Here is a 25,583-nt window from a genome sequence, read left to right on the forward strand (position 1 = left end):
AAAGCGTATCCGGTGAAATAACGTCAACCTTTCGTTGGCGGTGTACGAAATTATTCAAGGTACGTCTACGGTAACTGAACGAATCCAGGATAGCTTAGACTACTAAGCGAGTCGGGAGCGATAAATCTGCAGCATGCAGTTCGCGTTCGGGCACCCTGGCGTCAACAGGCGAGTCCATGATGGATTGCGCCAGTTGGCAGGCCAGAGAATTGAGGTATCCTGAAGAATAGCGTGCATAACGTAGCCGCAGCGCGTCGTTGATGGCTACGACACCAACACACCAGGCTTATTCCTGTGGAGTTAAATATGAGCGATAAAATTATTCACCTGACTGACGACAGTTTTGACACGGACGTACTCAAGGCTGACGGGCTGACCCTCGTCGATTTCTGGGCAGAGTGGTGTGGTCCGTGCAAAATGATCGCCCCGATTCTGGATGAGATCGCTGAAGAGTATCAGGGCAAACTGACCGTAGCTAAGCTGAACATTGACCAGAACCCGGGCACTGCGCCGAAATACGGCATTCGCGGTATCCCAACCCTGCTGCTGTTTAAAAACGGCGAAGTGGCGGCCACTAAAGTTGGCGCACTGTCCAAGGGTCAGCTGAAAGAGTTCCTCGACGCTAACCTGGCGTAAGCGAATTGCTGTTCCGGCGTCCAGATTCCTATTTTTTGCGGAACTCTGGACGCCCGGCTGGAGTCGTGCTAAGTTAATCCACAGACTTCGTTTTAAACATACCTTGTTTGAATCTTGTTTTACCCGAAGCATCCCGCATAAATGCGCGTGAAGCTAATAATTCCGGGCTTTTCACTCATTCCGTCTAGTCGTTTCAGTTCTGCGTTCTTTCCTGTGACCAGGCAACGTACAGACACGAGATGAAGGCCGTTAACAGGCATGGAAGTTCCTGCCATACCATTCACAACATTAAGTTCGAGATTTACCCCGAGTTTAAGAACCCACACCACTATGAATCTTACCGAATTAAAGAATACGCCGGTTTCTGAGCTGATTACTCTCGGCGAAAATATGGGGCTGGAAAACCTGGCTCGTATGCGTAAGCAGGATATTATTTTTGCCATCCTCAAGCAGCATTCGAAGAGTGGCGAAGATATCTTTGGCGACGGCGTACTGGAGATACTGCAGGATGGATTTGGATTCCTCCGCTCCGCAGACAGCTCCTACCTCGCCGGCCCTGACGACATCTACGTATCCCCCAGCCAAATCCGCCGTTTCAACCTCCGCACTGGTGACACCATTTCCGGTAAGATTCGTCCTCCGAAAGAGGGTGAACGTTACTTTGCGCTGCTGAAAGTTAACGAAGTTAACTACGACAAGCCGGAAAACGCGCGTAACAAGATCCTGTTCGAGAACTTAACGCCGCTGCACGCGAACTCTCGCCTGCGTATGGAGCGTGGTAACGGTTCTACCGAAGACTTAACCGCTCGCGTACTGGATCTGGCCTCCCCGATTGGCCGCGGCCAGCGTGGCCTCATCGTCGCGCCGCCGAAAGCCGGTAAAACCATGCTGCTGCAGAACATCGCGCAGAGCATCGCATACAACCACCCGGACTGTGTCCTGATGGTACTGCTGATCGACGAACGTCCGGAAGAAGTGACCGAGATGCAGCGTCTGGTGAAAGGTGAAGTGGTTGCTTCCACCTTTGACGAGCCGGCATCCCGTCACGTGCAGGTTGCCGAGATGGTTATTGAGAAAGCGAAACGTCTGGTTGAACACAAGAAAGACGTTATCATCCTGCTCGACTCTATTACCCGTCTGGCGCGTGCCTACAACACCGTGGTTCCGGCTTCCGGTAAAGTGTTGACCGGTGGTGTGGACGCCAACGCCCTGCACCGTCCGAAGCGTTTCTTTGGTGCGGCACGTAACGTCGAGGAGGGCGGTAGCCTGACCATCATCGCCACGGCGCTGATCGACACCGGTTCCAAAATGGACGAAGTTATCTACGAAGAGTTTAAAGGCACCGGTAACATGGAACTGCACCTCTCTCGTAAGATTGCTGAAAAACGCGTCTTCCCGGCTATCGACTACAACCGTTCCGGTACCCGTAAAGAAGAGCTGCTTACCACTCAGGAAGAGCTGCAGAAAATGTGGATCCTGCGCAAAATTATCCATCCGATGGGTGAGATTGATGCGATGGAATTCCTCATCAATAAGCTGGCAATGACCAAGACGAATGATGACTTCTTCGATATGATGAAGCGCTCGTAAGGTAAAAAAAGCCAAAAACGCCACGCCTTTGCGTGGCGTTTTCATTTTGGGGTTTGTATGATCCAGAGACAGAGAAAGCGGGACGAAAGTTGTCGTATAATGGCGCCGGATAGCAGGCGGAGACAGCTTTAACAGACTAAAATCTATACAATAAATTTGTAATGTTCTGCTTTTCCCCTTCTGGAGTTGGGGCATCATCGCTATACTTCCCGGATTAACTATGCTGAGAGCACATGCGTTGTGAATTTACTCACTGCTATTACTGAATTAATCAGTATTTTCTTATTCACGACCCTCTTTATTTTTGTCGCGCGGAAAGTGGCAAAAAAGATCGGGTTAGTGGATAAACCCAACTATCGCAAACGGCATCAGGGGTTGATTCCGTTGGTCGGTGGTATCTCAGTTTATGCAGGTATCTGTTTCACTTTCGCCATCGCCGATTATTATATTCCTCACGCCTCGCTGTATCTGGCCTGCGCGGGGGTATTGGTGCTGGTTGGCGCGCTTGACGATCGCTTCGACATCAGCGTGAAAATTCGCGCGGTCATTCAGGCCGCGATCGCCGTGATTATGATGATGGCAGGGAATCTGCATCTGAGTAGTTTGGGCTTTATTTTTGGATCGTGGGAACTGGTGCTGGGGCCCTTCGGCTTCTTCCTGACGCTGTTTGCCGTCTGGGCCGCTATCAATGCGTTCAACATGGTCGATGGTATCGACGGCCTGCTCGGCGGACTGTCATCGGTCTCTTTTGCGGCGACCGGGATTATCCTTTGGTTTGATGGTCAGTACAGCCTGGCGATGTGGTGTTTCGCGATGATCGCCGCCATTCTACCCTATATTCTTCTCAATCTTGGCGCCCTCGGCCGCCGCTATAAAGTCTTTATGGGTGACGCCGGCAGCACGATGATTGGCTTCACCATCATCTGGATCCTGCTGGAAACCACGCAAGGTAAAACGCATCCCATTAGCCCGGTGACCGCGCTGTGGATTATCGCTATCCCGCTGATGGACATGGTGGCGATTATGTATCGCCGCCTGCGCAAAGGCATGAGTCCTTTCTCACCGGACCGTCAGCATATTCATCATTTGATCATGCGCGCCGGGTTTACTTCCCGCCAGGCGTTTGTCCTGATTACCCTGGCCGCCGCCCTGCTGGCGCTGGTTGGCGTCGTGGCGGAATACACCCGCATTGTGCCGGAATGGGTGATGTTAATTCTCTTTTTGGTAGCCTTCTTTCTTTATGGCTACTGTATTAAGCGCGCCTGGAAAGTGGCGCGCCTGGTTAAGCGCATCAGACGCAGAATTCGGCGACACAGCGGCAATAATCCGAAACTAACCAAGTAGAGCTGGGGATGTGATGACTCAACCATTACCGGGAGCACAAGCAGTGAACGTTGAGAACGAGCTGGATATTCGCGGGCTGTTTCGCGCTTTATGGGCAGGAAAAGGCTGGATAGTCGGCGGCGCCGTACTCTTCGCCGCCATCGTGCTGGTGTACACCTTCTTTGCTCGCCAGGAGTGGAGCGCCACGGCGATCACCGATCGGCCTACTGTCAATATGTTGGGGGGATACTATTCCCAACAGCAGTTCTTACGCAATCTGGACATTAAAGCCGACCTCGCCTCGGTCGACCAGCCTTCCGCCATGGATGAAGCGTATAAAGAGTTCATCATGCAGCTGGCCTCCTGGGATACCCGGCGCGATTTCTGGCTGCAAACGGACTACTACAAGCAGCGTCAGTCGGGTAATGCCCGCGCTGATGCGGCGATGCTGGATGACCTGATTAACAATATCCAGTTTATGCCAGGCGATGCGGCCAAGAGCATTAACGACAGCGTCAAACTGACCGCCGAGACCGGGCAGGATGCCAATAATCTGTTGCGTCAGTATGTGGCCTTCGCCAGCCAGCGGGCGGCAGGCCATCTTAACGACGAACTTAAAGGCGCCTGGGCGGCGCGGACGGTGCAGATGAAGGCGCAGGTGAAGCGCCAGGAAGAGGTGGCCGAGGCCATCTTCAACCGCCGGACGCACAGCGTGGAGCAGGCGCTGAAGGTGGCTCAGCAGCACAATATTTCACGTAGCGAAACGGATGTTCCTGCCGATCAGTTGCCGGATTCAGAGCTATTTTTATTGGGCAGGCCGATGCTGCAGGCCAGGCTGGAAAACCTGCAGGCCGTCGGGCCGGAATATGACCTCGATTACGACCAGAACCGCGCCATGCTGAGCACGTTGAACGTCGGTCCAACGTTAGATCCGCGTTTTCAGACTTACCGGTATTTGCGGACGCCGGAAGAACCTGTAAAACGCGATAGCCCGCGCCGTGTATTTCTGATGGTGATGTGGGGGATTGTGGGTGCGCTCATCGGCGCAGGCGTGGCGTTATCGCGTCGTCGTGTCCTGTGATTGCGGCCTGTGGTGAAGGGCAGATGACCTTCATCGCCTAATCGAAGAGAATCGATGTGAAAGTACTAACTGTATTTGGCACGAGGCCGGAAGCCATCAAGATGGCGCCTCTGGTCCATGCGCTGGCAAAGGATCCTCATTTTGAGGCGAAAGTATGCGTGACCGCGCAGCATCGGGAGATGCTCGATCAGGTGTTGAAACTTTTCTCTATTGTCCCGGACTACGATCTCAACATAATGAAGCCGGGGCAGGGGCTGACCGAGATCACCTGTCGCATCCTTGAAGGGCTTAAGCCGGTGCTGGAGTCGTTTAAACCCGACGTGGTGCTGGTGCATGGCGATACCACCACCACCATGGCGGCGAGCCTGGCGGCGTTTTACCAGCGGATACCGGTGGGTCACGTAGAGGCCGGCCTGCGCACCGGCGATTTAAGTTCGCCGTGGCCGGAAGAAGGCAACCGTACGTTGACCGGCCATCTGGCGACATACCATTTCGCCCCCACGGAAACCTCGCGGCAGAACCTGCTGCGGGAAAATATTGCCGACAGTCGGATCACGGTCACCGGGAATACGGTCATTGACGCCCTGTTCTGGGTGCGGGATCGGGTGCTGGGTGATGAAGCGCTACGGGAGACCCTGCTGCAGCGCTATCCTTTCATCAGCCACGGTAAAAAGATGATTCTGGTTACCGGCCACCGGCGGGAAAGCTTTGGGCTCGGTTTTGAACAGATCTGCCAGGCGCTGGCCGAGATAGCCCATACCCACCCTGAGGTGCAGATTGTCTATCCGGTTCACCTGAATCCTAATGTCAGCGAGCCGGTGAATCGTATTCTTGGTCATATTGACAATGTGATGTTGATTGAACCGCAGGATTACCTGCCGTTCGTCTGGCTGATGGATCGCGCCTGGCTGATCCTGACCGATTCCGGCGGCATTCAGGAAGAGGCCCCCTCGCTGGGTAAGCCGGTGCTGGTCATGCGCGATATGACCGAACGTCCGGAAGCGGTGGCCGCCGGCACCGTGTGTCTGGTGGGCACCGACAGCCAGCGCATCGTCGCGGAAGTGACGCGACTGCTGGAGGATGATGCTGCATACCAGGCGATGAGCCGCGCGCATAATCCCTATGGCGATGGCGAAGCATGTCGTCGCATTTTGTCTGCACTTAAAAATAATCAGGTAACGCTATGAGTTTTTCTACCATTTCAGTGATTGGCCTTGGCTATATCGGGCTGCCAACCGCTGCCGCGTTCGCCTCCCGGCAGAAGCGGGTGGTCGGCGTTGATGTTAATCAACATGCCGTGGAGACCATTAACCGTGGAGAGATTCATATCGTGGAGCCAGATCTGGCGAGCGTGGTGAAGACCGCGGTCGAGCAGGGGTATTTAAGCGCCACCACCACTCCGGTGGAGGCGGATGCTTACCTGATTGCCGTGCCGACGCCGTTTAAAGATCGCCACGAGCCGGATATGGTGTTTGTCGAGTCGGCCGCCAAATCCATTGCGCCGACGTTAAAGAAAGGGTCGCTGGTGATCCTCGAGTCCACCTCACCGGTCGGGTCGACCGAACAGATGGCCGAGTGGCTGGCGGAGATGCGCCCGGATCTTAGCTTCCCCCAGCAGGTGGGTGAAGCGGCGGACGTGAATATCGCCTACTGCCCGGAGCGGGTATTGCCCGGTCAGGTGATGGTCGAGCTGATTAAAAACGACCGCGTTATCGGCGGCATGTCGCCGGTCTGCTCCGCTCGCGCCAGCGAGCTGTATAAAATCTTCCTTGAAGGCGAATGCGTGGTGACCAACTCGCGCACCGCCGAGATGTGCAAGCTGACGGAAAACAGCTTCCGCGACGTCAACATCGCTTTTGCCAACGAACTGTCGCTGATTTGCGCCGACCAGGGGATTAACGTCTGGGAGCTGATCCGCCTGGCGAACCGCCATCCGCGCGTCAATATCCTGCAGCCGGGCCCGGGTGTTGGCGGCCACTGTATCGCCGTCGACCCATGGTTTATCGTGGCGCAAAACCCGCAGCAGGCGCGTCTGATCCGCACCGCTCGCGAGGTCAACGACCACAAGCCGGAATGGGTTATCGAACAGGTGAAAGCGCAGGTGGCGGACTGCCTGAATGCCACCAACAAGCGGGCCAGCGAACTGACGATCGCCTGTTTTGGCCTCGCTTTTAAACCGAATATTGACGACCTGCGCGAAAGTCCGGCGATGGAAATTGCCGCGCAGATTGCCCGCTGGCACAGCGGCACGACCCAGGTGGTTGAGCCCAACATTCACGCGCTGCCGAAGAAACTCGATGGACTGTGTACGCTGGCGACCCTTGAGGCGGCGCTGGCCAGCGCCGATGTGCTGGTGATGCTGGTCGATCACAATGAATTTAAAGCCGTTAGCGGCGATAGCGTCACCCAGGCGTTTATCGTCGACACCAAAGGAGTGTGGCGGTGAGAACCATTCTGGTCACCGGCGGCGCGGGCTTCATTGGTTCGGCGGTAGTGCGGGAGATTATCCAGCACACCGCCGATCGCGTGGTGGTGGTGGATAAACTGACCTACGCCGGCAATTTAATGTCGCTGGCGCCGGTGGCGCAGGATGCGCGTTTCGCCTTTGAACAGGTGGATATCTGCGACCGCGCCGAGCTGGATCGCATTTTTCGTCAGCATCAACCGGATACGGTGATGCACCTGGCGGCGGAAAGCCATGTCGATCGTTCGATTGACGGCCCGGCGGCGTTTATCGAGACCAATATCGTGGGCACCTATACGCTGCTGGAGGCGGCCCGTAGCTGGTGGAATACCCTGGCTACGGCGCAAAAATCGGCGTTTCGCTTCCATCACATCTCCACCGATGAAGTGTATGGCGATCTGCACGGCAGCGATGATTTCTTTACCGAGACCACGCCCTATGCGCCAAGCAGCCCCTATTCGGCTTCGAAAGCCAGCAGCGACCACCTGGTGCGCGCCTGGCTGCGAACCTATGGCCTGCCGACGCTTATCACCAACTGCTCAAATAACTACGGCCCGTATCACTTTCCCGAGAAGCTGATCCCGCTGACGATCCTTAACGCGCTGGCGGGCAAGCCGCTGCCGGTGTATGGCAATGGACAACAGATCCGCGACTGGCTGTACGTGGAAGATCACGCCAGAGCGCTGTATCTGGTGGCGACCCGCGGCGAACCGGGCGAAACTTACAATATCGGCGGTCATAACGAACGTAAAAATATCGAGGTGGTGGAAACCATTTGTCAGCTGCTGGAAGAGCTGGCGCCGGATAAGCCGCAGGGCGTGGCGCACTATCGCGATCTGATCGCCTTCGTTGCCGATCGTCCGGGCCACGATCTGCGCTATGCCATTGATGCCTCGAAGATTGCCCGCGAGCTGGGCTGGACGCCGGCAGAGACTTTCACCTCCGGTATGCGTAAGACCGTGGCGTGGTATCTGGCGAACGAGGCCTGGTGGCGTCAGGTTCAGGACGGAAGCTATCAGGGCGAGCGTCTTGGGCTGCAAAGCTAATCATCTCTGGGGGGAATGATGAAAGGTATTATTCTGGCAGGCGGTTCCGGAACGCGGCTACATCCCATCACCCGCGGCGTATCGAAGCAGCTGTTGCCGATCTACGATAAGCCGATGATCTACTACCCGCTGTCGGTATTAATGCTGGCCGGGATCCGTGAGATCCTGATTATCACCACGCCGGACGACCTACGTGATTTCCAGCGCCTGCTCGGCGATGGCTCAGAGTTTGGCATTGCGCTGCACTATGCCGTACAGCCGACGCCGGATGGTTTAGCCCAGGCGTTTATCATCGGAGAAGCCTTTCTTAACGGCGAACCGGCGTGTCTGGTGTTAGGCGACAATATCTTCTTCGGCCAAAGCTTTAGCCCGAAGCTGCGCAGCGTCGCTGCCCGCACGGAAGGGGCGACGATTTTTGGCTATCAGGTGATGGATCCTGAGCGCTTTGGCGTGGTGGAGTTTGATGATAACTTCCGTGCGCTATCGCTGGAAGAGAAGCCGAAGCAGCCGAAGTCGAACTGGGCGGTCACCGGTCTCTATTTCTACGATGGCAAGGTGACGGAGTATGCCAAACGGGTCAAACCATCCGAGCGCGGCGAGCTGGAAATCACCTCCATCAACCAGATGTATCTGGAGGATGGCGCATTGACCGTCGAACTGCTTGGACGCGGCTTTGCCTGGCTGGACACCGGCACCCACGATAGCCTGATCGAGGCCAGCATGTTCGTGCAGACCGTCGAGAAGCGCCAGGGCTTTAAAATCGCCTGTCTGGAAGAGATCGGCTGGCGTAACGGCTGGCTGGACGACGACGGCGTCAAACGTGCGGCGAAGCGGCTGGAAAAAACCGGCTACGGCCAATATCTGCTGGATCTGCTCCGTGCCCGTCCGCGCCAGTATTGACCCCCTGGAGTGGGAGAACCGCTTCTTTGCCGTGAACAGCGCGATCGTGCGCTTTGACGAGCACGCGCCGCGGCTGACGCCTGAGACGCTGGCGGGGTGGTCGCGAGTGCAGGCGAAGATCGCCGCCAGCGACACCGTCCGGCTGGACGCGCTGCAGCGGCTGGGTTTTCAGCTGGTGGAAGGTGAGGTCGATCTGGCGCTGCCGGTGGGCAGCCCTGCAGATGCCGGCGCAGACGTCGCCGTGGAAGCGGATATTGCGCCGCTGCGCGAGCAGGCGGCGCAGGCATTTGCCATGAGCCGCTTTCGCGCGCCCTGGTACGCTGCCGACGCCAGCGGCCGCTTCTATGCCCAGTGGATTGAAAATGCGGTGCGCGGCACCTTCGATCATCAGTGCCTGATTTACCGCCATCCTGAGGGCGATATTCGCGCCTTTGTCTCCCTGCGGCAGATCACTGCGACCGAAGCGCGTATCGGCCTGCTGGCCGGACGCGGCGCCGGGGCGCAGTTGATGCAGGCGGCGCGGTACTGGGCCGCCTCGCGCGGACTTTCTACACTGCGGGTGGCGACCCAGATGGGCAACACCGCCGCGCTTAAACGTTATATTCTCAGCGGTGCTAACGTGGAAAGCACCGCCTACTGGCTATACAGGTGACCCCCATGATCCCATTTAACGCGCCGCCGGTGGTTGGAACCGAGCTTGATTACATGCAGTCTGCGATGAACAGCGGCAAGCTGTGCGGCGACGGCGGCTTTACGCGCCGCTGCCAGCAGTGGATGGAGCAGCGATTTGGCACGGCAAAAGCGCTACTGACCCCTTCCTGCACGGCTTCGCTGGAGATGGCCGCGCTGCTGCTGGATATCCAGCCGGGCGACGAAGTGATTATGCCCAGCTATACCTTTGTCTCCACCGCCAACGCCTTTGTGCTGCGCGGGGCGAAAATCGTCTTCGTTGATATCCGTCGCGATACGATGAATATCGACGAAACGCTCATCGAAGCCGCCATCACCGATAAAACCCGGGCGATTGTCCCGGTGCATTATGCCGGCGTAGCTTGCGAGATGGACACCATCATGGCCATCGCCGACAAATACAACCTGTTTGTGGTGGAAGACGCCGCACAGGGGGTGATGTCCACCTACAAGGGGCGCGCGCTGGGCACCATCGGCCATATCGGCTGCTTCAGCTTCCATGAAACCAAAAACTACACCGCCGGCGGTGAGGGCGGGGCGACGCTGATCAACGATCGCACGCTGGTGGAACGCGCGGAGATTATTCGCGAAAAAGGCACCAACCGCAGCCAGTTCTTTCGCGGCCTGGTGGATAAATATACCTGGCGGGACATTGGCTCCAGCTATCTGATGTCCGACCTGCAGGCCGCCTATCTGTGGGCGCAGCTGGAAGCGGCGGAGCGCATCAACCAGCAGCGCCTGGCCCTGTGGCAGAACTACTATGATGCGCTGCTGCCGCTGGCGCGCGCCGGGCGTATCGAACTGCCGACGGTTCCGGCCGACTGCGGGCAAAACGCGCACATGTTCTACATTAAGCTGCGTGATATCGAGGATCGCAGCAGACTGATCGCCTGGCTGAAAGAGGCGGAGATCCTCGCGGTATTCCATTACATTCCCCTGCACAGCTGCCCGGCAGGCGAACAGTTCGGCGAATTCCGCGGTGAAGACCGCTACACCACTCAGGAGAGCGAGCGTCTGGTACGCCTGCCGCTGTTTTACAATCTGTCTGTGGTGAACCAGCGGACGGTGATTAACTCGCTGCTGAGCTACTTCTCCTGATATGTCGTTAGCAAAAGCCTCACTGTGGACGGCGGCATCGACGCTGGTCAAAATCGGCGCCGGTCTGCTGGTCGTCAAGCTGCTGGCCGTCTCGTTTGGGCCGGCGGGCGTTGGCCAGGCCGGTAACTTCCGGCAACTGGTCACCGTACTCGGCGTGCTGGCCGGGGCCGGGATATTTAATGGCGTCACGAAGCTGGTGGCGCAGCATCACGACGATCCCCCGCGCCTGAAGCAGGTGGTGGGCACCTCGTCGGCGATGGTGCTTGGCTTTTCCACCCTGCTGGCGCTGGTATTTTTACTGGCGGCGGCGCCGATAAGCCAGGGGCTGTTCGGCCATACGCACTATCAGGGGCTGGTACGCCTGGTGGCGCTGGTGCAGATGGGGATCGCCTGGGCGAATTTCCTGCTGGCGCTGATGAAAGGCTTTCGCGATGCGGCGGGTAACGCCTTCTCGCTGATTGCCGGGAGCCTGATCGGCGTGGCGGCTTACTATGCTTGCTACGTGTTGGGAGGCTATCAGGGCGCGCTGCTGGGGCTGGCGTTAGTTCCAGCGCTGGTGGTGGTCCCGGCGGGTATTATGCTCTGGCGGCGGGGTAATATCCCGCTGAGCGCCCTGCGTCCGCGCTGGGATAACGGTCTGGCGGGACAGCTATCGAAATTTACCCTGATGGCGCTGATAACCTCGGTGACCCTGCCGGTAGCCTATGTGATGATGCGTAATCTGCTGGCGGCGCATTACGGCTGGGAGGCGGTCGGGATCTGGCAGGGGGTGAGCAGCATCTCCGATGCCTACCTGCAGTTTATTACCGCCTCGTTTAGCGTCTATCTGCTGCCGACGCTGTCGCGGCTGAGCGCCAAAACGGATATCACCCGCGAGATAGTCAAGTCGCTGAAATTCGTCCTGCCGGCAGTAGCGGCGGCGAGCCTGACGGTCTGGCTGCTGCGCGATTTTGCCATCTGGCTGCTGTTTTCCGATCGCTTTACCGCGATGCGTGACCTGTTTGCCTGGCAGCTGGTGGGCGACGTTTTAAAAGTAGGCGCCTACGTCTATGGCTATCTGGTGATCGCCAAAGCGTCGCTGCGTTTTTATATTCTGACGGAAATCAGCCAGTTCGCACTGCTGACCGCATTCTCACACTGGCTTATACCGGCGCACGGCGCGGTTGGCGCGGCGCAGGCATATATGGCCACTTATATTGTTTATTTCGCCCTTTGTAGTGGCGTGTTTTTACTCTGGCGTAAACGGGCATGACAGCACTGATACATGTACTGGGATCGGATATCCCGCATCATAACCAGACCGTACTGCGGTTCTTTAACGACGAACTGGCCGCCGACCCGCAGGCCAGGAGATTTATGATCGTCGGTGATGAGGCCAGCGTGCGTGATGGGTATCCGGCGCTGGACATCACCTGCTATCCGGGGAAGAAATCGCTGGCGCAGGCAGTGATTGCTACCGCGAAAGCCAACCGCCAGCAGCGCTTTTTCTTCCACGGCCAGTTTAATACCGGGCTGTGGCTGGCGTTGTTGAGCGGCGGCATCCGCCCGTCGCAGTTTAACTGGCATATCTGGGGGGCGGATCTGTATGAAAATTCTGCCAGCCTGAAGTTTCGCCTGTTCTATCCGCTGCGCCGTATGGCGCAGGGGCGGGTAGGGCGCGTTTTCGCCACCCGCGGCGATCTCAGCTGGTTCGCTAACCGCCATCCGCGCGTCCCGGGCGAGCTGCTCTACTTCCCGACCCGTATGGATCCGGCGCTGAATACCCTGGCCGATAACGCTCCGCGCGGTGATACCCTGACTATTCTGGTGGGCAACTCCGGGGATCGCAGCAATGAACATATTGCCGCGCTGAAGGCAATCCATCAGCAGTTTGGCGATACGGTAAACGTCATCGTGCCGATGGGCTATCCAGCGAATAACGACGCCTATATCAATGAGGTTCGCGAGGCGGGGGCGGCGCTGTTTAGCGGTGAGCATCTGCAGATCCTCAGCGAGAAGCTGGAGTTTCATGATTATCTGGCGCTGCTGCGCCGCTGCGATCTGGGCTATTTTCTGTTTGCCCGCCAGCAGGGGATCGGCACCCTGTGTCTGCTGATTCAGGCGGGCATCCCCTGCGTGCTCAATCGGGAAAACCCGTTCTGGCAGGATATGGCCGAGCAGCATGTGCCGGTGCTGTTCACCAGCGACGCGCTGGACGTCAGCGTGGTGCGCGAAGCGCAGCGTCAGCTGGCGAGCGTGGATAAATCCGCTATCGCCTTCTTCCGGCCGAACTATCTGACGGGCTGGCGGCGGGCGCTACGGTTAGCGGCGGAGGGGCAGGCATGACGTTAATGCAATTTAGCGGGCTGCTGGTGGTCTGGCTGCTGTCGACGCTGTTCATCGCCACCGCCACCTGGTTTGAGTTCCGTCGGGTACGCTTTAACTTCAACGTTTTTTTCTCGTTGCTGTTTCTGCTGACCTTTTTCTTCGGCTTCCCGCTGACCAGTATTCTGGTGTTCCGCTTTGACGTCAGCGTGGCGCCGCCGGAGATTTTGCTGCAGACGCTGCTGATCGCGGTGTGCTTCTACGCAGTCTACTACGTGACCTATAAAACGCGGCTGCGTTCGGCATCGCGTGAGGTTGCGCATCGCCCGCTGTTTACCATGAACCGGGTGGAAACCCATCTGGCGTGGGGCATTTTGATGGGGCTGGCGCTGCTGTGCGTCGGCATCTTCTTCGCCCACAACGGTTTCCTGCTGTTTAAGCTCAACTCCTACAGCCAGATTTTCTCTGCTGAAGTGTCCGGCGTGGCGTTGAAGCGCTTCTTTTACTTCTTTATTCCGGCGATGCTGGTGGTCTATTTTCTGCGCCAGGATTATAAGGCGTGGATCTTCTTCCTCGTCAGCACGGTGGCCTTTGGTTTGCTGACCTACGCCATCGTCGGCGGGACGCGCGCCAATATTATCATCGCCTTCGCCATCTTTCTGTTCATCGGTATTATTCGCGGCTGGATCAGCCTGTGGATGCTGGCGGCGGCGGGTGTGCTGGGTATTGTCGGCATGTTCTGGCTGGCGCTGAAGCGCTACGGGATGAACGTCAGCGGAGACGAAGCGTTTTATACCTTTCTGTATCTCACGCGCGACACCTTCTCACCGTGGGAGAACCTGGCGCTGCTGCTGCAGAACTACGACAAGATCGATTTCCAGGGGCTGGCGCCGATGATCCGCGATTTCTACGTCTTTATCCCCAGCTGGATGTGGCACGGTCGCCCGACGATGGTGCTCAATACCGCCAACTACTTTACCTGGGAAGTATTAAACAACCATTCGGGGCTGGCGATTTCGCCGACGCTGATTGGCTCGCTGGTGGTGATGGGCGGCGTCTGGTTCGTACCGCTGGGCGCCGTGGCGGTAGGGTTGATTATTAAATGGTTCGACTGGCTGTATGAGCTGGGCAACCGGGAGAGCAATCGCTATAAAGCGGCTATCCTGCACAGTTTCTGTTTCGGCGCTATCTTCAACATGATAGTGCTGGCGCGCGAGGGGCTGGATTCGTTCGGCTCCCGCGTGGTGTTTTTCCTCGTGATCTTTGGTATCTGCTTGCTGGCGGCGAAACTGCTGTACTGGTTCCTGGATAGCGTGGGACTGATTCATAAGCGCGTAAAACCGCTTTCGCAACCGCAAGTCTGAGAAGGATGGACATGACTGGGACCATTTCCGCGCCGTTGTACCTGTTAAGAGGGCTGCAGCTTATAGGCTGGCGCGATATGCCGCACGCTCTGGATTATTTGTTTGCCGATGGCGTTCTCCGCGAGGGGACGCTGGTGGCCATTAATGCTGAGAAAATGCTGGCCGTAGAGGATAACCCGGAGGTACGGGCGCTGATTGAGGCGGCGGAGTTTAAATATGCCGATGGCATCAGCGTGGTGCGTTCGCTGCGCAAAAAATACCCGCAGGCCCAGGTATCCCGCGTCGCCGGGGCCGATCTCTGGGAAGCGTTAATGCAGCGCGCCGGCGCTGAAGGGACACCGGTGTTTTTGGTTGGTGGTAAACCTGAGGTCCTGGCGCAGACAGAATCCAGGCTGCGTCAGCGCTGGCAGGTGAACATCGTCGGCAGCCAGGACGGTTATTTCACCCCTGAGCAACGCCAGGCATTGTTCGAACGCATTCGCGACAGCGGGGCGAAAATCGTCACCGTCGCGATGGGGTCGCCGCGCCAGGAGATCTTTATGCGCGACTGCCGGCGCCTGTATCCGCACGCGCTGTATATGGGCGTCGGCGGCACTTACGATGTTTTTACCGGGCACGTCCATCGGGCGCCGAAGTTCTGGCAGGATCTGGGGCTGGAGTGGTTCTATCGCCTGCTTTTGCAGCCGAGCCGTATCAAAAGACAGTTCCGTCTGCTGCGCTATTTACGTTGGCATTATTCCGGTAAGCTCTGATATTCCACTGCAACCAGGCGAGTTTGCATACATATTCTGTGTAATCTCTTCACTCGCCTGATACTTTATTTGCCATTTCCGCAAAATTAATTAACCATTCGCAGGCTTCATACGCGCCGGGGAGACCTGCGCGTCGGCAAGGCTATGGTTTCAGTTAATAACAATAACCGGGAGTACCCGGAATACGGCAAACACAAGAGGATATATGACTGAGAAAAAAGCGGAGCTCCAGCGTGGACTGGAGGCCCGGCATATTGAACTGATCGCCCTTGGCGGGACGATTGGCGTGGGGTTGTTTATGGGGGCGGCCAGTACCTTGAAATGGGCTGGGCCTTCCGTGCTGCTGGCGTACATTATCGCTGGCCTGTTCGTCTTTTTCATTATGCGCTCAATGGGCGAAATGCTGTTCCTTGAGCCTGTCACAGGCTCCTTCGCGGTGTATGCGCATCGCTATATGAGCCCCTTCTTCGGCTATCTGACCGCGTGGTCCTACTGGTTTATGTGGATGGCGGTGGGGATCTCGGAGATTACCGCCATCGGGGTCTATGTGCAGTTCTGGTTCCCGGAGATGGCGCAGTGGATCCCGGCGTTGATTGCCGTGGGGCTGGTGGCGTTGGCTAACCTCGCGGCGGTCCGGCTATACGGTGAAATCGAGTTCTGGTTCGCCATGATAAAAGTGACCACCATTATCGTGATGATCGTCGTCGGGCTGGGCGTCATTTTCTTCGGCTTTGGCAACGGCGGCCACTCCATCGGTTTTGGTAATCTCACCGAACATGGTGGTTTCTTTGCCGGCGGCTGGAAGGGCTTCCTGACGGCGCTGTGTATCGTGGTCGCGTCCTATCAGGGGGTGGAGCTCATCGGCATTACCGCAGGTGAAGCGAAAAACCCGCAGGTGACGCTGCGCAGCGCGGTGGGCAAAGTGCTGTGGCGGATCCTGATTTTCTACGTCGGCGCGATTTTCGTTATCGTCACTATCTTCCCGTGGGATCAAATCGGCTCCAATGGCAGCCCGTTCGTACTGACGTTTGCCAAAATCGGTATTACCGCGGCGGCGGGAATTATCAACTTCGTGGTGCTGACGGCAGCGCTTTCCGGCTGCAACAGCGGAATGTACAGCTGCGGACGTATGCTGTACGCCCTGGCGAAGAACCGTCAGCTGCCGGCGGCGATCGGTAAGGTATCGCGCAACGGCGTTCCGTCCGTCGGTGTGGCGCTGTCGATTCTGATCCTGCTGGTGGGCTCCTGCCTGAATTACATTATTCCTAATCCGCAGCGGGTGTTCGTCTATGTCTATAGCGCCAGCGTCCTGCCGGGGATGGTGCCCTGGTTTGTGATCCTGATTAGTCAGCTGCGTTTCCGTCGCGTGCATCAGGCGGCGATTGCCAGCCATCCGTTCCGTTCGCTGCTGTTTCCGTGGGCCAACTATTTCACGATGGCCTTCCTGATCTGCGTGCTGGTCGGGATGGGACTGAATGATGAAACCCGCATGTCGCTCTTCGTCGGCATTATTTTTCTGGCCGCCGTCACCCTGATTTATAAGGTGTTTGGCCTCGGAAGACAGGGGCAAGTCAATAATACGGCTGAATAACCGTCAAAACGAACAAAGCATGAGCAAACGATAATTTTCTTTAAAAAGGCACTAGACAGCGGGGTAGGAAGTCCGTATTATCCGACCCCGCAACGGCGCTAAGCGCCCGTAGCTCAGCTGGATAGAGCGCTGCCCTCCGGAGGCAGAGGTCTCAGGTTCGAATCCTGTCGGGCGCACCATTAACCCGGTGCTGGAGCTGCGGTGGTTTTAATACCGCGTAAAAGGTTTGCAGTGGTGGCTATAGCTCAGTTGGTAGAGCCCTGGATTGTGATTCCAGTTGTCGTGGGTTCGAATCCCATTAGCCACCCCATTATTTGATAGAGTTGTGAATTTGCGAAGGTGGCGGAATTGGTAGACGCGCTAGCTTCAGGTGTTAGTGTTCTTACGGACGTGGGGGTTCAAGTCCCCCCCCTCGCACCACGACTTTAACGAATTGAACTAAAAATTCAAAAAGCAGTATTTCGGCGAGTAGCGCAGCTTGGTAGCGCAACTGGTTTGGGACCAGTGGGTCGGAGGTTCGAATCCTCTCTCGCCGACCAATTTTGAACCCCGCTTCGGCGGGGTTTTTTGTTTTCTGCTGCCGTCCGCCATCTCTTATTTCTCTGATCTTGCTGATAAAAAATCTTCTCTTTGCTTAAGAATACGCGTCAGGAAAACTCTCAATTCATCACTGTGGTAGATGCAATTTCCCCGGATCCTGTGCGATAATAACCGGGTAGATGCTCATTCCATCTCTTATGTTCGCCTTCGTGCCTCATAAACTCCGGAATGATGCAGAGCCGTTCTTACGGTGCTTATCGTCCACTGACAGATGTCGCATTTATGCCTCATCAAACACCATGGACATTACGTTGAGTGAAGCACCCAATTTGTTGTCAAACAGACCTGTTTTAACGCCTGCCCTGATTTCAGCGCAGGCGTTTTTTTCTTTCGGGGATCCGTCAATGTGAAGGCGGGGGAGAAGGGCTATCGCCCCGCAGGAGGCGATAGCCATGCCAGGTTATGGCTGAGGATTATTCTGCAGCGTCAGCAGCAGTCCATCGCGGCGCATAGCGGCGGCTTCTTCCGGCTGATGCAGGCGGTCCAGGGCATCCGCCAGCCAGGCGTAATCAAAGGCATCCGGACGCTGCTTAAGCGCGGCGCGGAAGGCGATGCTGGCCTCCTGCCATTCGCCGTGCCGCATCAGCGACTGGCCCAGGGTGCTCCACAGCAGCGGACGGTCGCCAACGGCTTTGATCTGCTGGCGCAGCACTTTCTCCAGCTGTTCCGGGTTATTGGTCTTCAGACGCGGGATCGGCATCACCAGACGGTCATCATACTGTTTCTTCAGACCATCAATGATAATTTGCTGCGCGGTATCGTGATCGTCGCTCTCGATGAGGCGCTCGGCCATCGCCACCTGCAGCGGCACCAGCGCCCGCGTTTTACGGCTCTGGTTGCGCCACCATTCGCGTAGTCCTTCGCTGCCGCCATCGGCCAGCGCTTTATCCATCAGGCCAACCCAGGCCAGCTGTTCCAGCGCCGCGCGGTGCGCTTCATCGCCGACGTTAGCTTTCGCCATCGACGGAATGATGTCCAGCAGCGACTGCCAGGCGCCGGTGCGGGTGTATGCCTGTTCGGCGAGGCGCAGCACTTCCGGATGACGCGGGGTAATTTCCAGCAGCTTATCGATGCCATGGCGCGCAGCGTGATTTTCATTACGCGCCAGCTGCAGGCGAACGCGAGTGATTTCCACCGGGATCAGGTCATCGCCCGCCAGCTCGGTGGCGCGCTCCAGATGCTGGTTGGCCCGCGCTTCATCGCCGCGCTGCTGGGCCGCTTCCGCCGCCAGCAGATAGTTCACCACCGGCTGTTCGGCGTGATCGGCATTTTTCGCCATCAGCTTCTCAACCTGCTGGTAATCACCTTCCGCCAGCTTAAGCAGCGCCTGCTCGGTTTGCTTACGCGCGCGACGGCGTTTACGGCCGACAAACCAGCCGCGCGTATGCGCCCCGGTGCGGAAAATGCGGCGCAGCAGCCATTCAATGGCGAACAGCACCACCATGGCGAGGATCAGGATGATCACCAGCCCGGTCACGCTGGTCTCGATATTGTAATTATCGGTCTGGATCAGGACGTAGCCCTGATGCCCGGCGATCATCGGGCCAAGCACGATCCCGGCGATCAACAGTGCGAAGAGTAAAAGAATTTTCAGCATGCGTTACTCTCCTTGCGGCGCAGCGGGGGCGGCCGGCGCAGCAGGTGCGGGCGAAGGCGCGCCGCCCGCGGTAACGGCAGGCTGCGCCATCAGGTTGCGCACTCGGGTCTGCATCAGTTTTTCCAGCAACGCCTGGCTCTGCAGCGTTTCCGGCACCGTCATGGTAATGCTTTGCTGACTGAGCTTATCCACCTCGTCGAGGAAGGCTTTGGTGGTGGCGTCATCGGTATCATAATAGGCGCGTACCCAGGTCGAGACGTTATCCAGCGACTGTTTCCAGGTCTCTTCCTGATGGCGCGGAACTGCCTGCGCGGCGACCAGCAGGCGAGAGCGAATATTTTCCCGCAGATAGATATCCTGATTCGGCGCCAGCAGCGGGACCGCCGTTTCATCGCGGCGGCGCACGGTGATAAAGCTGTCCATAAAGTTCTGCCAGCTTTTCTGCAGGTTGACGCGCCATTCGCTGATAGAGCTGGAAAGCTCATCGCTATCAGCGTCCATCGGCGAATCGTCATCGTTATTATCGGCCAGCCGCAGGTTATCGATTTGATTCGCCAGCTGATTAACCTTGAGGATCATGCCGTCATAGTCCACCTGGCTTACCGCGGAGAGGGTGGCGATGTCGTCGGTGATCGCCCGGCGGGCGCCGATGAGGCTTGGGTCGTTCATGTCGGCGAGGCTGGCGTCAGCGCTTTTCAGCAGCGCGGCGGCGGTGGTGACATCCTGATCGCTCCACAGCTTACGTCCCGCCAGCTTGACGAGGAAGTCGGCCTGGGCCAGCAGCCAGGTTTTGGCATCGCTACCGGAAATCACCGCCACTTTTTGCTGCAGCTCATCCAACTGTTTGGCCAGCGTCTCCTGCTGGTGTTTGGCTTCGTTTAGCTGGTCGGCCTGCTGTTTGATAACACCTTCCAGTTCACTTTTTTGATTTTCCTGCGCTTTTTGCAGCGCCGCGACCTGGCTTGCTAATTCAGAGGTAGTTGCGTTTTGCCGCGTGGCCTGTTGTTTGTTCAGGCCATACAGGCCGATGCCGGCGGCTATCGCAATGGCGATAGCGATCGCGCTGAGCGCCAGGCTGGTTTTATTGCCTGCCTTCTTCTTCTCAGTATTCTCTGGCTGTGGTGTGGTCTCCACGGCCTCCCTGGTCTCTTCAACCACGGCGGATTGATTTTGTTGTTCCGTCATTATGGCTTCCAATGTTGAGAGTTATTGTAATGCGCGTAGCAGCGCATCGTTGTCGGCGCTATCGGCAACCTGAATCTCCTGCCAGCCCAGTTCCCGGGCCTGAAGGGCCAGACGTTCGCTGACAACGACAACGCGGCAGTGCAGGAGCCACTGTTCGCGATACCATTGCGGTATTAACGACCATAGCTGCTGCAGCATCTCGCCGCTGGTGACCACCAGCGTGGTGACTCCGCGAGATTGCCAGCGCATCGCTTCTTCTGCGCCATCGTAATGTTTTGCACTACGTTGATAACATTCACAAAATGTGACCCTGGCGCCGCGCTCGGTCAGCGTCGCGCCTAAGAGTTCCCGCCCGCCATTGCCGCGTAGGATCAGCGCATTTTTCCCGGCAATGTTTTGTAATTCAGGTAATTGTAGCAAGACTTCGCTAATTTCCCGATCTAACGGGTAATGGATATGCTGCCCACTGACCGTATGGAGGGCCAGCGCCGTCGTGCGGCCAATGGCAAAATAGCGCGGAGAAGTGGGCCAGGGCAGGCCCTGCTGCTGCAGACGGGCATGGGCGAATTCCACCGCATGCTGGGATAGCGCAAATAGCAGATCGTCGGGACCCAGTCGGGCAAGCGCATCGCCCAGCGCGGGAAGCTCCCTGCCGGGCGTAAATTCTATCAGCGGAAAGCTCCAGGCCACGCGTCCCATGGCCCGCAGACGGCTGACCAGCGCTTCTCCTTGCGGTAGTGGACGAGTGACCAGGATGCTCATCGCGGGGCTTCTCCATCATAAACCGCCGCGAGAATCTCGCGGGCGCCATTATCCAGAAGCTCTTCCGCCAGCGAGATGCCGAGGGCTTCCGCTTGTTCAGCTGGCCCGCGTCGTTCGCCGCGCACCAGCTGTGAACCATCCGGAGCGCCAACCAGCGCCCGCAGCCACAGTTCCCCGTCCTTCAGTTCCGCATAGCTGCCGATCGGCACCTGGCAGCCGCCTTCGAGGCGGGTGTTCATCGCCCGCTCGGCGCGCACGCGCACCGCCGTTTCCGTATGGTTGAGAGGCGCTAACAGCCCCCGGGTCCATGCATCATCAAGACGGCATTCGATGCCGACCGCGCCCTGGCCGACCGCCGGCAGAGATTGCTCAGGCGACAGCGGCTGGCGAATACGCGCTTCCAGCTGCAGGCGCTTCAGGCCGGCGGCGGCGAGGATGATGGCGTCGTACTCGCCGTTATCCAGCTTACTCAGCCGGGTACCGACGTTACCGCGCAGAGAGCGGATCGCCAGGTCCGGACGGGTGGCGGCCAGCTGGCACTGACGGCGTAAACTTGACGTGCCAACGACGCTGCCGGCCGGCAGTTCGTCAATCGAGGCATAGCGATTGGAGACAAACGCGTCGCGCGGATCGTCGCGCTCGCAGATAGTCACCAGCCCCAGGCCCTCCGGGAATTCCACCGGCACATCTTTCATCGAATGGACGGCGATATCGGCGCGCCCTTCGAGCATGGCGAGCTCTAACTCTTTCACAAATAAGCCTTTGCCCCCCACCTTTGCCAGCGGAGTATCAAGGATGACATCCCCGCGCGTGACCATCGGCACCAGCTCGACCTTCAGTCCGGGATGCGCTTGTTCCAGGCGCGCTTTAACATACTGCGCCTGCCATAGCGCAAGCGGGCTTTGCCGTGTGGCAATTTTCAAAACTTTGTCTAACATGCTTGTTACCGTCATTATCGACCACTATCCATCCTAACATTGTTGTCTTACGGATGTTAGTTTTCACGGTTTATGTGGGAGGTGGCTCCGGCCCACTCTTTTTTAACCTTTCATGCGCGTGGCGGTTGCCGGAGGCGTAGTGAGGAATTTACAGGTAATAAACGGTGCTACACTTGTATGTAGCGCATCTTTCTTTACGGTCAATGAGCAAGGTGTTAAATTGATCACGTTTTAAACCATTTGTCAGTCCGCTGCTCATCACAACCACACCGACGACGAATGGTGACGGTTTTTGTTGAAATACTGAAATCCTCCGTACTATTGTACCTCGGGTTTTTGAACATCAGGCGATATGTCTTGTACCTCTATATTGAGACACTGAAACAGAGACTGGATGCCATCAACCAATTGCGCGTGGATCGCGCGCTTGCTGCCATGGGACCCGCTTTCCAGCAGGTTTACAGTCTACTGCCAACGTTATTACATTATCATCACCCGCTGATGCCGGGTTACCTTGACGGTAACGTTCCCCGTGGCATTTGCCTCTACACGCCTGATGAAACCCAACGCCACTATCTTGAGGAACTGGAACTGCATCGCGGTATGCAGACTCAGGAGCCGCCGAAAGGCGAGCTGCCGATCACCGGCGTCTACTCGATGGGCAGTACTTCCTCCGTCGGCCAGAGCTGCTCTTCCGATCTTGATATCTGGGTATGTCACCAGGCCTGGCTGGATAGCGAAGAGCGTCAGCTGCTGCAGCGAAAATGCAGCCTGCTTGAGAGCTGGGCTGCCTCGCTCGGCGTGGAAGTCAGCTTCTTCCTGATCGACGAAAACCGTTTCCGTCATAACGAAAGCGGTAGCCTCGGCGGCGAAGACTGCGGTTCGACCCAGCATATCCTGTTGCTTGATGAGTTCTACCGCACCGCGGTGCGCCTCGCCGGCAAGCGTATTCTGTGGAATATGGTGCCGTGCGATGAAGAAGAGCATTACGATGATTACGTGATGGGGCTGTATGCCCAGGGCGTGCTGACGCCTAACGAATGGCTCGATCTCGGCGGCCTCAGTTCGCTGTCGGCGGAAGAGTACTTCGGCGCCAGCCTGTGGCAGCTGTATAAAAGTATCGACTCCCCCTATAAAGCGGTGCTGAAAACGCTGCTGCTGGAAGCCTACTCCTGGGAATACCCCAATAACCGCCTGTTAGCGAAAGATATCAAACAGCGTCTGCACGACGGGGAGATTGTCTCCTTCGGCCTCGACCCGTACTGCATGATGCTGGAGCGCGTGACCACCTATCTGCAGGCCATCGAAGATGAAACCCGCCTCGATCTGGTGCGCCGCTGCTTCTACCTGAAAGTTTGTGAAAAACTCAGCCGCGAACGCGCCTGCGTCGGCTGGCGTCGCGAAGTTGTCAGCCAGTTGGTGAATGCCTGGGGCTGGGACGAAAAGCGTCTGATGATGCTCGACAACCGCGCCAACTGGAAAATCGATGAAGTGCGCAAGGCGCACAACGAACTGCTCGACGCCATGATGCAGAGCTATCGTAATCTGATCCGCTTCGCGCGGCGCAATAACCTTAGCGTCTCCGCCAGCCCGCAGGATATTGGCGTGCTGACCCGTAAGCTGTATGCGGCCTTTGAAGCGCTGCCGGGGAAAGTGACGCTGGTAAACCCGCAAATTTCGCCGGATCTGTCGGAACCGAACCTGACCTTTATCCACGTGCCGCCGGGCCGCGCCAACCGTACCGGTTGGTATCTGTACAACCGCGCGCCGGACATGGAATCGATCATCAGCCATCAGCCGCTGGAATATAACCGTTATCTTAATAAGCTGGTGGCCTGGGCCTGGTTTAACGGCCTGCTGACCTCACGCACCCGCCTGTTTATTAAGGGCAACGGCATCGTCGATCTGGCGAAGCTGCAGGAGATGGTGGCCGACGTGTCGCACCACTTCCCGCTGCGCCTGCCGGCGCCGACGCCAAAGGCGCTGTACAGCCCGTGCGAAATCCGCCACCTGGCGATTATCGTCAACCTCGAATATGACCCAACCGCGGCCTTCCGCAACCAGGTGGTGCACTTCGATTTCCGTAAGCTGGATGTTTTCAGCTTCGGCGAAGAGCAAAAATGCCTGATCGGCAGCGTCGACCTGCTGTATCGCAACTCGTGGAACGAAGTGCGTACGCTGCACTTTAACGGCGAACAGGCGATGATCGAGGCGCTGAAAACGATCCTCGGCAAAATGCACCAGGACGCCGCGCCGCCGGACAGCGTGGAGGTGTTCTGCTATAGTCAGCACCTGCGCGGCCTGATCCGCACCCGCGTGCAGCAGATGATCTCCGAATGTATCGAACTGCGTCTCTCCAGTACCCGCCAGGATACCGGGCGCTTCAAAGCGCTGCGCGTCTCCGGCCAGACGTGGGGGCTGTTCTTCGAGCGGCTTAACGTTTCGGTGCAGAAGCTGGAAAACGCCATTGAGTTCTACGGCGCTATCTCGCACAACAAGCTGCACGGGCTGTCGGTGCAGGTGGAAACCAATCACGTTAAGCTGCCGGCGGTGGTGGATGGCTTCGCCAGCGAAGGGATTATTCAGTTCTTCTTTGAAGACGCGGATAACAACGACAGCGGCTTTAACATCTATATTCTTGATGAGAGCAACCGCGCCGAGGTCTATCATCACTGCGAGGGCAGTAAAGAGGAGCTGGTGCGCGACGTCAGCCGCTTCTATTCGTCATCGCACGATCGTTTCACCTACGGCTCCAGCTTTATCAACTTCAACCTGCCGCAGTTCTATCAGATTGTCGAGGTAGACGGGCGCACCCAGGTGATCCCTTTCCGCACTCAGGCGATTGCCGCCGCGATACCCACCAGCCAGGACGTTACCGCCTCGCCGGTGCTGCAGCAGCGCTACTCGTAGATTTGGCCCGGATAAGGCGCGATGCGCCGCTATCCGGGAAACACGTCATTAACGGAATTTCACCGTCTCACCGGCCTGCTGGCTCGCCGCCTGCTCCAGCAGATCCCAGAAGGTTTCGCCGCTGCGATCGCAGATCCACTCGTCGCCTTTGAGATCGAAGTGATAGCCGCCCTGTTTGGTGGCCAGCCACACCTGGTGCAGCGGCTCCTGACGGTTAATAATGATTTTGCTGCCGTTTTCAAAGCTGATGGTCAGCACGCCGCCGTTGATTTCGCAGTCGATGTCGCTATCGCCGTCCCAGTCGTCCAGACGTTCTTCGATGGTCATCCACAGGCTATCGGCCAGGCGATGGAATTCACTGTCGTTCATAATTTGATTCTGCTTTTTTGATTTTTGAAGATGGGTCGCAGTATAGCGCGAAACAAAAGCGCGCGCAGTCGGATGCTAAAGGCTTGCTTTTACGTCTTCTCCTGCGATGATAGAAAGCAGAAAGAATGAATCACGGGCAACTATCAATGAAAAACGTTTTTCCTACGCTTGCCGTTTTGTTTGCGATCTTCAGCCTGACCGGCTGCGGTCTGAAAGGGCCTCTCTATTTCCCACCGGCGGACAAAACCGCGCCGCCGCCGACCAAACCGGTTAACCCTGGCATTCAGAGCGCAACGCCGGATCGTAACGATCGTGGCGATACCGGTGGTCCGAGCCAGGTCAATTACTAACGATAACGTTCTGTTCCGCGCAACTGGAGTAGA

The 25,583-nt window shown here is 57.3% G+C and carries 22 protein-coding genes and 4 tRNA genes; 21 read left to right on the forward strand and 5 right to left on the reverse strand.

The features are described 5' to 3' along the window. Positions 1–306: 306 nt before the first annotated feature. The 19 genes from trxA to RRF55_RS21240 all read left to right on the forward strand — a co-directional run bounded on the left by trxA (position 307) and on the right by RRF55_RS21240 (position 17,378). Entirely contained in the window at positions 307–636 is a 330-nt protein-coding gene (gene trxA / locus RRF55_RS21150) for a thioredoxin TrxA (RefSeq protein WP_002883224.1), read from the forward strand. A 330-nt stretch (positions 637–966) separates the two neighbouring features. Beyond that, complete coding sequence (gene rho / locus RRF55_RS21155) at positions 967–2,226, forward strand: transcription termination factor Rho (protein WP_002883293.1); 1,260 nt, start codon at positions 967–969, stop codon at positions 2,224–2,226. A 240-nt stretch (positions 2,227–2,466) separates the two neighbouring features. Next, a complete protein-coding gene (gene wecA, locus RRF55_RS21160; RefSeq protein WP_002883295.1) occupies positions 2,467–3,570 on the forward strand; it encodes a UDP-N-acetylglucosamine--undecaprenyl-phosphate N-acetylglucosaminephosphotransferase in 1,104 nt (367 codons plus the stop codon). A gap of 13 nt (positions 3,571–3,583) precedes the next feature. Continuing rightward, complete coding sequence (gene wzzE / locus RRF55_RS21165; RefSeq protein WP_002883296.1) at positions 3,584–4,630, forward strand: ECA polysaccharide chain length modulation protein; 1,047 nt, start codon at positions 3,584–3,586, stop codon at positions 4,628–4,630. Positions 4,631–4,686: 56 nt separating this feature from the next. Further along, positions 4,687–5,817, forward strand: a complete 1,131-nt coding sequence (gene wecB, locus RRF55_RS21170) for a non-hydrolyzing UDP-N-acetylglucosamine 2-epimerase (protein ID WP_002883297.1) — start codon at positions 4,687–4,689, stop codon at positions 5,815–5,817. Continuing rightward, a complete protein-coding gene (gene wecC, locus RRF55_RS21175) occupies positions 5,814–7,076 on the forward strand; it encodes a UDP-N-acetyl-D-mannosamine dehydrogenase (RefSeq protein WP_002883302.1) in 1,263 nt (420 codons plus the stop codon). The genes wecB and wecC overlap by 4 nt, the downstream gene beginning before the upstream one ends. Then, on the forward strand, positions 7,073–8,140 hold the full coding sequence (gene rffG / locus RRF55_RS21180) for a dTDP-glucose 4,6-dehydratase (RefSeq protein ID WP_002883303.1): 1,068 nt from the start codon (positions 7,073–7,075) through the stop codon (positions 8,138–8,140). Before wecC ends, rffG begins: the two co-directional genes overlap by 4 nt. Positions 8,141–8,158: 18 nt before the next feature. Then, positions 8,159–9,040, forward strand: a complete 882-nt coding sequence (gene rfbA, locus RRF55_RS21185) for a glucose-1-phosphate thymidylyltransferase RfbA (RefSeq protein WP_002883307.1) — start codon at positions 8,159–8,161, stop codon at positions 9,038–9,040. Next, positions 9,018–9,692, forward strand: a complete 675-nt coding sequence (rffC, locus tag RRF55_RS21190) for a dTDP-4-amino-4,6-dideoxy-D-galactose acyltransferase (protein WP_032415960.1) — start codon at positions 9,018–9,020, stop codon at positions 9,690–9,692. The genes rfbA and rffC overlap by 23 nt, the downstream gene beginning before the upstream one ends. 5 nt (positions 9,693–9,697) lie before the next feature. Beyond that, positions 9,698–10,828 carry a dTDP-4-amino-4,6-dideoxygalactose transaminase gene (rffA, locus tag RRF55_RS21195; protein ID WP_002883310.1) on the forward strand — a complete coding sequence of 377 codons (1,131 nt, stop codon included), beginning with the start codon at positions 9,698–9,700 and terminating at the stop codon, positions 10,826–10,828. A gap of 1 nt (position 10,829) precedes the next feature. Beyond that, positions 10,830–12,080, forward strand: coding sequence for a lipid III flippase WzxE (wzxE, locus tag RRF55_RS21200; protein WP_002883312.1), 1,251 nt, complete (start codon positions 10,830–10,832; stop codon positions 12,078–12,080). Next, positions 12,077–13,153, forward strand: coding sequence for a TDP-N-acetylfucosamine:lipid II N-acetylfucosaminyltransferase (locus tag RRF55_RS21205; protein WP_021440992.1), 1,077 nt, complete (start codon positions 12,077–12,079; stop codon positions 13,151–13,153). Before wzxE ends, RRF55_RS21205 begins: the two co-directional genes overlap by 4 nt. Next, a complete protein-coding gene (gene wzyE, locus RRF55_RS21210) occupies positions 13,150–14,496 on the forward strand; it encodes an ECA oligosaccharide polymerase (RefSeq protein WP_004146500.1) in 1,347 nt (448 codons plus the stop codon). Before RRF55_RS21205 ends, wzyE begins: the two co-directional genes overlap by 4 nt. Before the next feature lie 11 nt (positions 14,497–14,507). Beyond that, positions 14,508–15,248, forward strand: a complete 741-nt coding sequence (wecG, locus tag RRF55_RS21215) for a lipopolysaccharide N-acetylmannosaminouronosyltransferase (protein WP_004186366.1) — start codon at positions 14,508–14,510, stop codon at positions 15,246–15,248. A gap of 205 nt (positions 15,249–15,453) precedes the next feature. After that, positions 15,454–16,839 carry a bifunctional threonine/serine APC transporter ThrP gene (gene thrP / locus RRF55_RS21220; RefSeq protein WP_002883322.1) on the forward strand — a complete coding sequence of 462 codons (1,386 nt, stop codon included), beginning with the start codon at positions 15,454–15,456 and terminating at the stop codon, positions 16,837–16,839. Positions 16,840–16,941: 102 nt separating this feature from the next. Continuing rightward, positions 16,942–17,018: transfer RNA gene (locus tag RRF55_RS21225), tRNA-Arg, on the forward strand. Between the two features lie 55 nt (positions 17,019–17,073). After that, positions 17,074–17,149 (forward strand) — tRNA-His (locus RRF55_RS21230). 23 nt (positions 17,150–17,172) lie between these two features. After that, positions 17,173–17,259 (forward strand) — tRNA-Leu (locus RRF55_RS21235). A 42-nt stretch (positions 17,260–17,301) separates the two neighbouring features. After that, positions 17,302–17,378: transfer RNA gene (locus tag RRF55_RS21240), tRNA-Pro, on the forward strand. A 461-nt stretch (positions 17,379–17,839) separates the two neighbouring features. Here RRF55_RS21240 and hemY read toward each other — a convergent pair. From hemY to hemC, 4 genes are read right to left on the reverse strand one after another with little or no spacing between them, the layout of a single operon-like run. Further along, positions 17,840–19,036 (reverse strand): protoheme IX biogenesis protein HemY, encoded by a 1,197-nt coding sequence (gene hemY / locus RRF55_RS21245; RefSeq protein ID WP_004150428.1) that lies wholly within the window; start codon positions 19,034–19,036, stop codon positions 17,840–17,842. 3 nt (positions 19,037–19,039) lie between these two features. Continuing rightward, positions 19,040–20,221 (reverse strand): uroporphyrinogen-III C-methyltransferase, encoded by a 1,182-nt coding sequence (gene hemX, locus RRF55_RS21250; RefSeq protein ID WP_004150429.1) that lies wholly within the window; start codon positions 20,219–20,221, stop codon positions 19,040–19,042. A gap of 21 nt (positions 20,222–20,242) precedes the next feature. Further along, a complete protein-coding gene (gene hemD, locus RRF55_RS21255; RefSeq protein ID WP_002883380.1) occupies positions 20,243–20,983 on the reverse strand; it encodes a uroporphyrinogen-III synthase in 741 nt (246 codons plus the stop codon). Beyond that, positions 20,980–21,921: a hydroxymethylbilane synthase gene (hemC, locus tag RRF55_RS21260; RefSeq protein WP_002883381.1), complete on the reverse strand. Its 942-nt coding sequence runs from the start codon at positions 21,919–21,921 to the stop codon at positions 20,980–20,982. The genes hemD and hemC overlap by 4 nt, the downstream gene beginning before the upstream one ends. A 357-nt stretch (positions 21,922–22,278) precedes the next feature. Between hemC and cyaA the strand changes: the two genes are divergently transcribed. Then, on the forward strand, positions 22,279–24,831 hold the full coding sequence (gene cyaA / locus RRF55_RS21265) for a class I adenylate cyclase (protein ID WP_002883383.1): 2,553 nt from the start codon (positions 22,279–22,281) through the stop codon (positions 24,829–24,831). Between the two features lie 48 nt (positions 24,832–24,879). On the opposite strand, the gene cyaY is transcribed toward cyaA, so the two are convergent. After that, positions 24,880–25,200, reverse strand: a complete 321-nt coding sequence (cyaY, locus tag RRF55_RS21270; RefSeq protein WP_002883389.1) for an iron donor protein CyaY — start codon at positions 25,198–25,200, stop codon at positions 24,880–24,882. 146 nt (positions 25,201–25,346) lie between these two features. On the opposite strand from cyaY, the gene lptM reads away from it, so the two are divergent. Further along, complete coding sequence (gene lptM, locus RRF55_RS21275; RefSeq protein ID WP_002883392.1) at positions 25,347–25,550, forward strand: LPS translocon maturation chaperone LptM; 204 nt, start codon at positions 25,347–25,349, stop codon at positions 25,548–25,550. Positions 25,551–25,583 lie beyond the last annotated feature (33 nt).

The organism is Klebsiella sp. K47 (genome assembly GCF_051858335.1).
In the GTDB taxonomy this organism is placed as follows: Bacteria; Pseudomonadota; Gammaproteobacteria; order Enterobacterales; family Enterobacteriaceae; genus Klebsiella; species Klebsiella pneumoniae.

Excerpts from the sequence above, each read along its gene's own strand:
- trxA (WP_002883224.1), top strand. The coding sequence starts at position 307 with ATGAGCGATAAAATTATTCACCTGACTGACGACAGTTTTGACACGGAC.
- rho (WP_002883293.1), top strand. The coding sequence starts at position 967 with ATGAATCTTACCGAATTAAAGAATACGCCGGTTTCTGAGCTGATTACT.
- wzzE (WP_002883296.1), top strand. The coding sequence starts at position 3,584 with ATGACTCAACCATTACCGGGAGCACAAGCAGTGAACGTTGAGAACGAG.
- wecC (WP_002883302.1), top strand. The coding sequence starts at position 5,814 with ATGAGTTTTTCTACCATTTCAGTGATTGGCCTTGGCTATATCGGGCTG.
- rfbA (WP_002883307.1), top strand. The coding sequence starts at position 8,159 with ATGAAAGGTATTATTCTGGCAGGCGGTTCCGGAACGCGGCTACATCCC.
- rffA (WP_002883310.1), top strand. The coding sequence starts at position 9,698 with ATGATCCCATTTAACGCGCCGCCGGTGGTTGGAACCGAGCTTGATTAC.
- wzxE (WP_002883312.1), top strand. The coding sequence starts at position 10,830 with ATGTCGTTAGCAAAAGCCTCACTGTGGACGGCGGCATCGACGCTGGTC.
- RRF55_RS21205 (WP_021440992.1), top strand. The coding sequence starts at position 12,077 with ATGACAGCACTGATACATGTACTGGGATCGGATATCCCGCATCATAAC.
- wzyE (WP_004146500.1), top strand. The coding sequence starts at position 13,150 with ATGACGTTAATGCAATTTAGCGGGCTGCTGGTGGTCTGGCTGCTGTCG.
- wecG (WP_004186366.1), top strand. The coding sequence starts at position 14,508 with ATGACTGGGACCATTTCCGCGCCGTTGTACCTGTTAAGAGGGCTGCAG.
- thrP (WP_002883322.1), top strand. The coding sequence starts at position 15,454 with ATGACTGAGAAAAAAGCGGAGCTCCAGCGTGGACTGGAGGCCCGGCAT.
- hemY (WP_004150428.1), bottom strand. The coding sequence starts at position 19,036 with ATGCTGAAAATTCTTTTACTCTTCGCACTGTTGATCGCCGGGATCGTG.
- hemX (WP_004150429.1), bottom strand. The coding sequence starts at position 20,221 with ATGACGGAACAACAAAATCAATCCGCCGTGGTTGAAGAGACCAGGGAG.
- hemD (WP_002883380.1), bottom strand. The coding sequence starts at position 20,983 with ATGAGCATCCTGGTCACTCGTCCACTACCGCAAGGAGAAGCGCTGGTC.
- hemC (WP_002883381.1), bottom strand. The coding sequence starts at position 21,921 with ATGTTAGACAAAGTTTTGAAAATTGCCACACGGCAAAGCCCGCTTGCG.
- cyaY (WP_002883389.1), bottom strand. The coding sequence starts at position 25,200 with ATGAACGACAGTGAATTCCATCGCCTGGCCGATAGCCTGTGGATGACC.
- lptM (WP_002883392.1), top strand. The coding sequence starts at position 25,347 with ATGAAAAACGTTTTTCCTACGCTTGCCGTTTTGTTTGCGATCTTCAGC.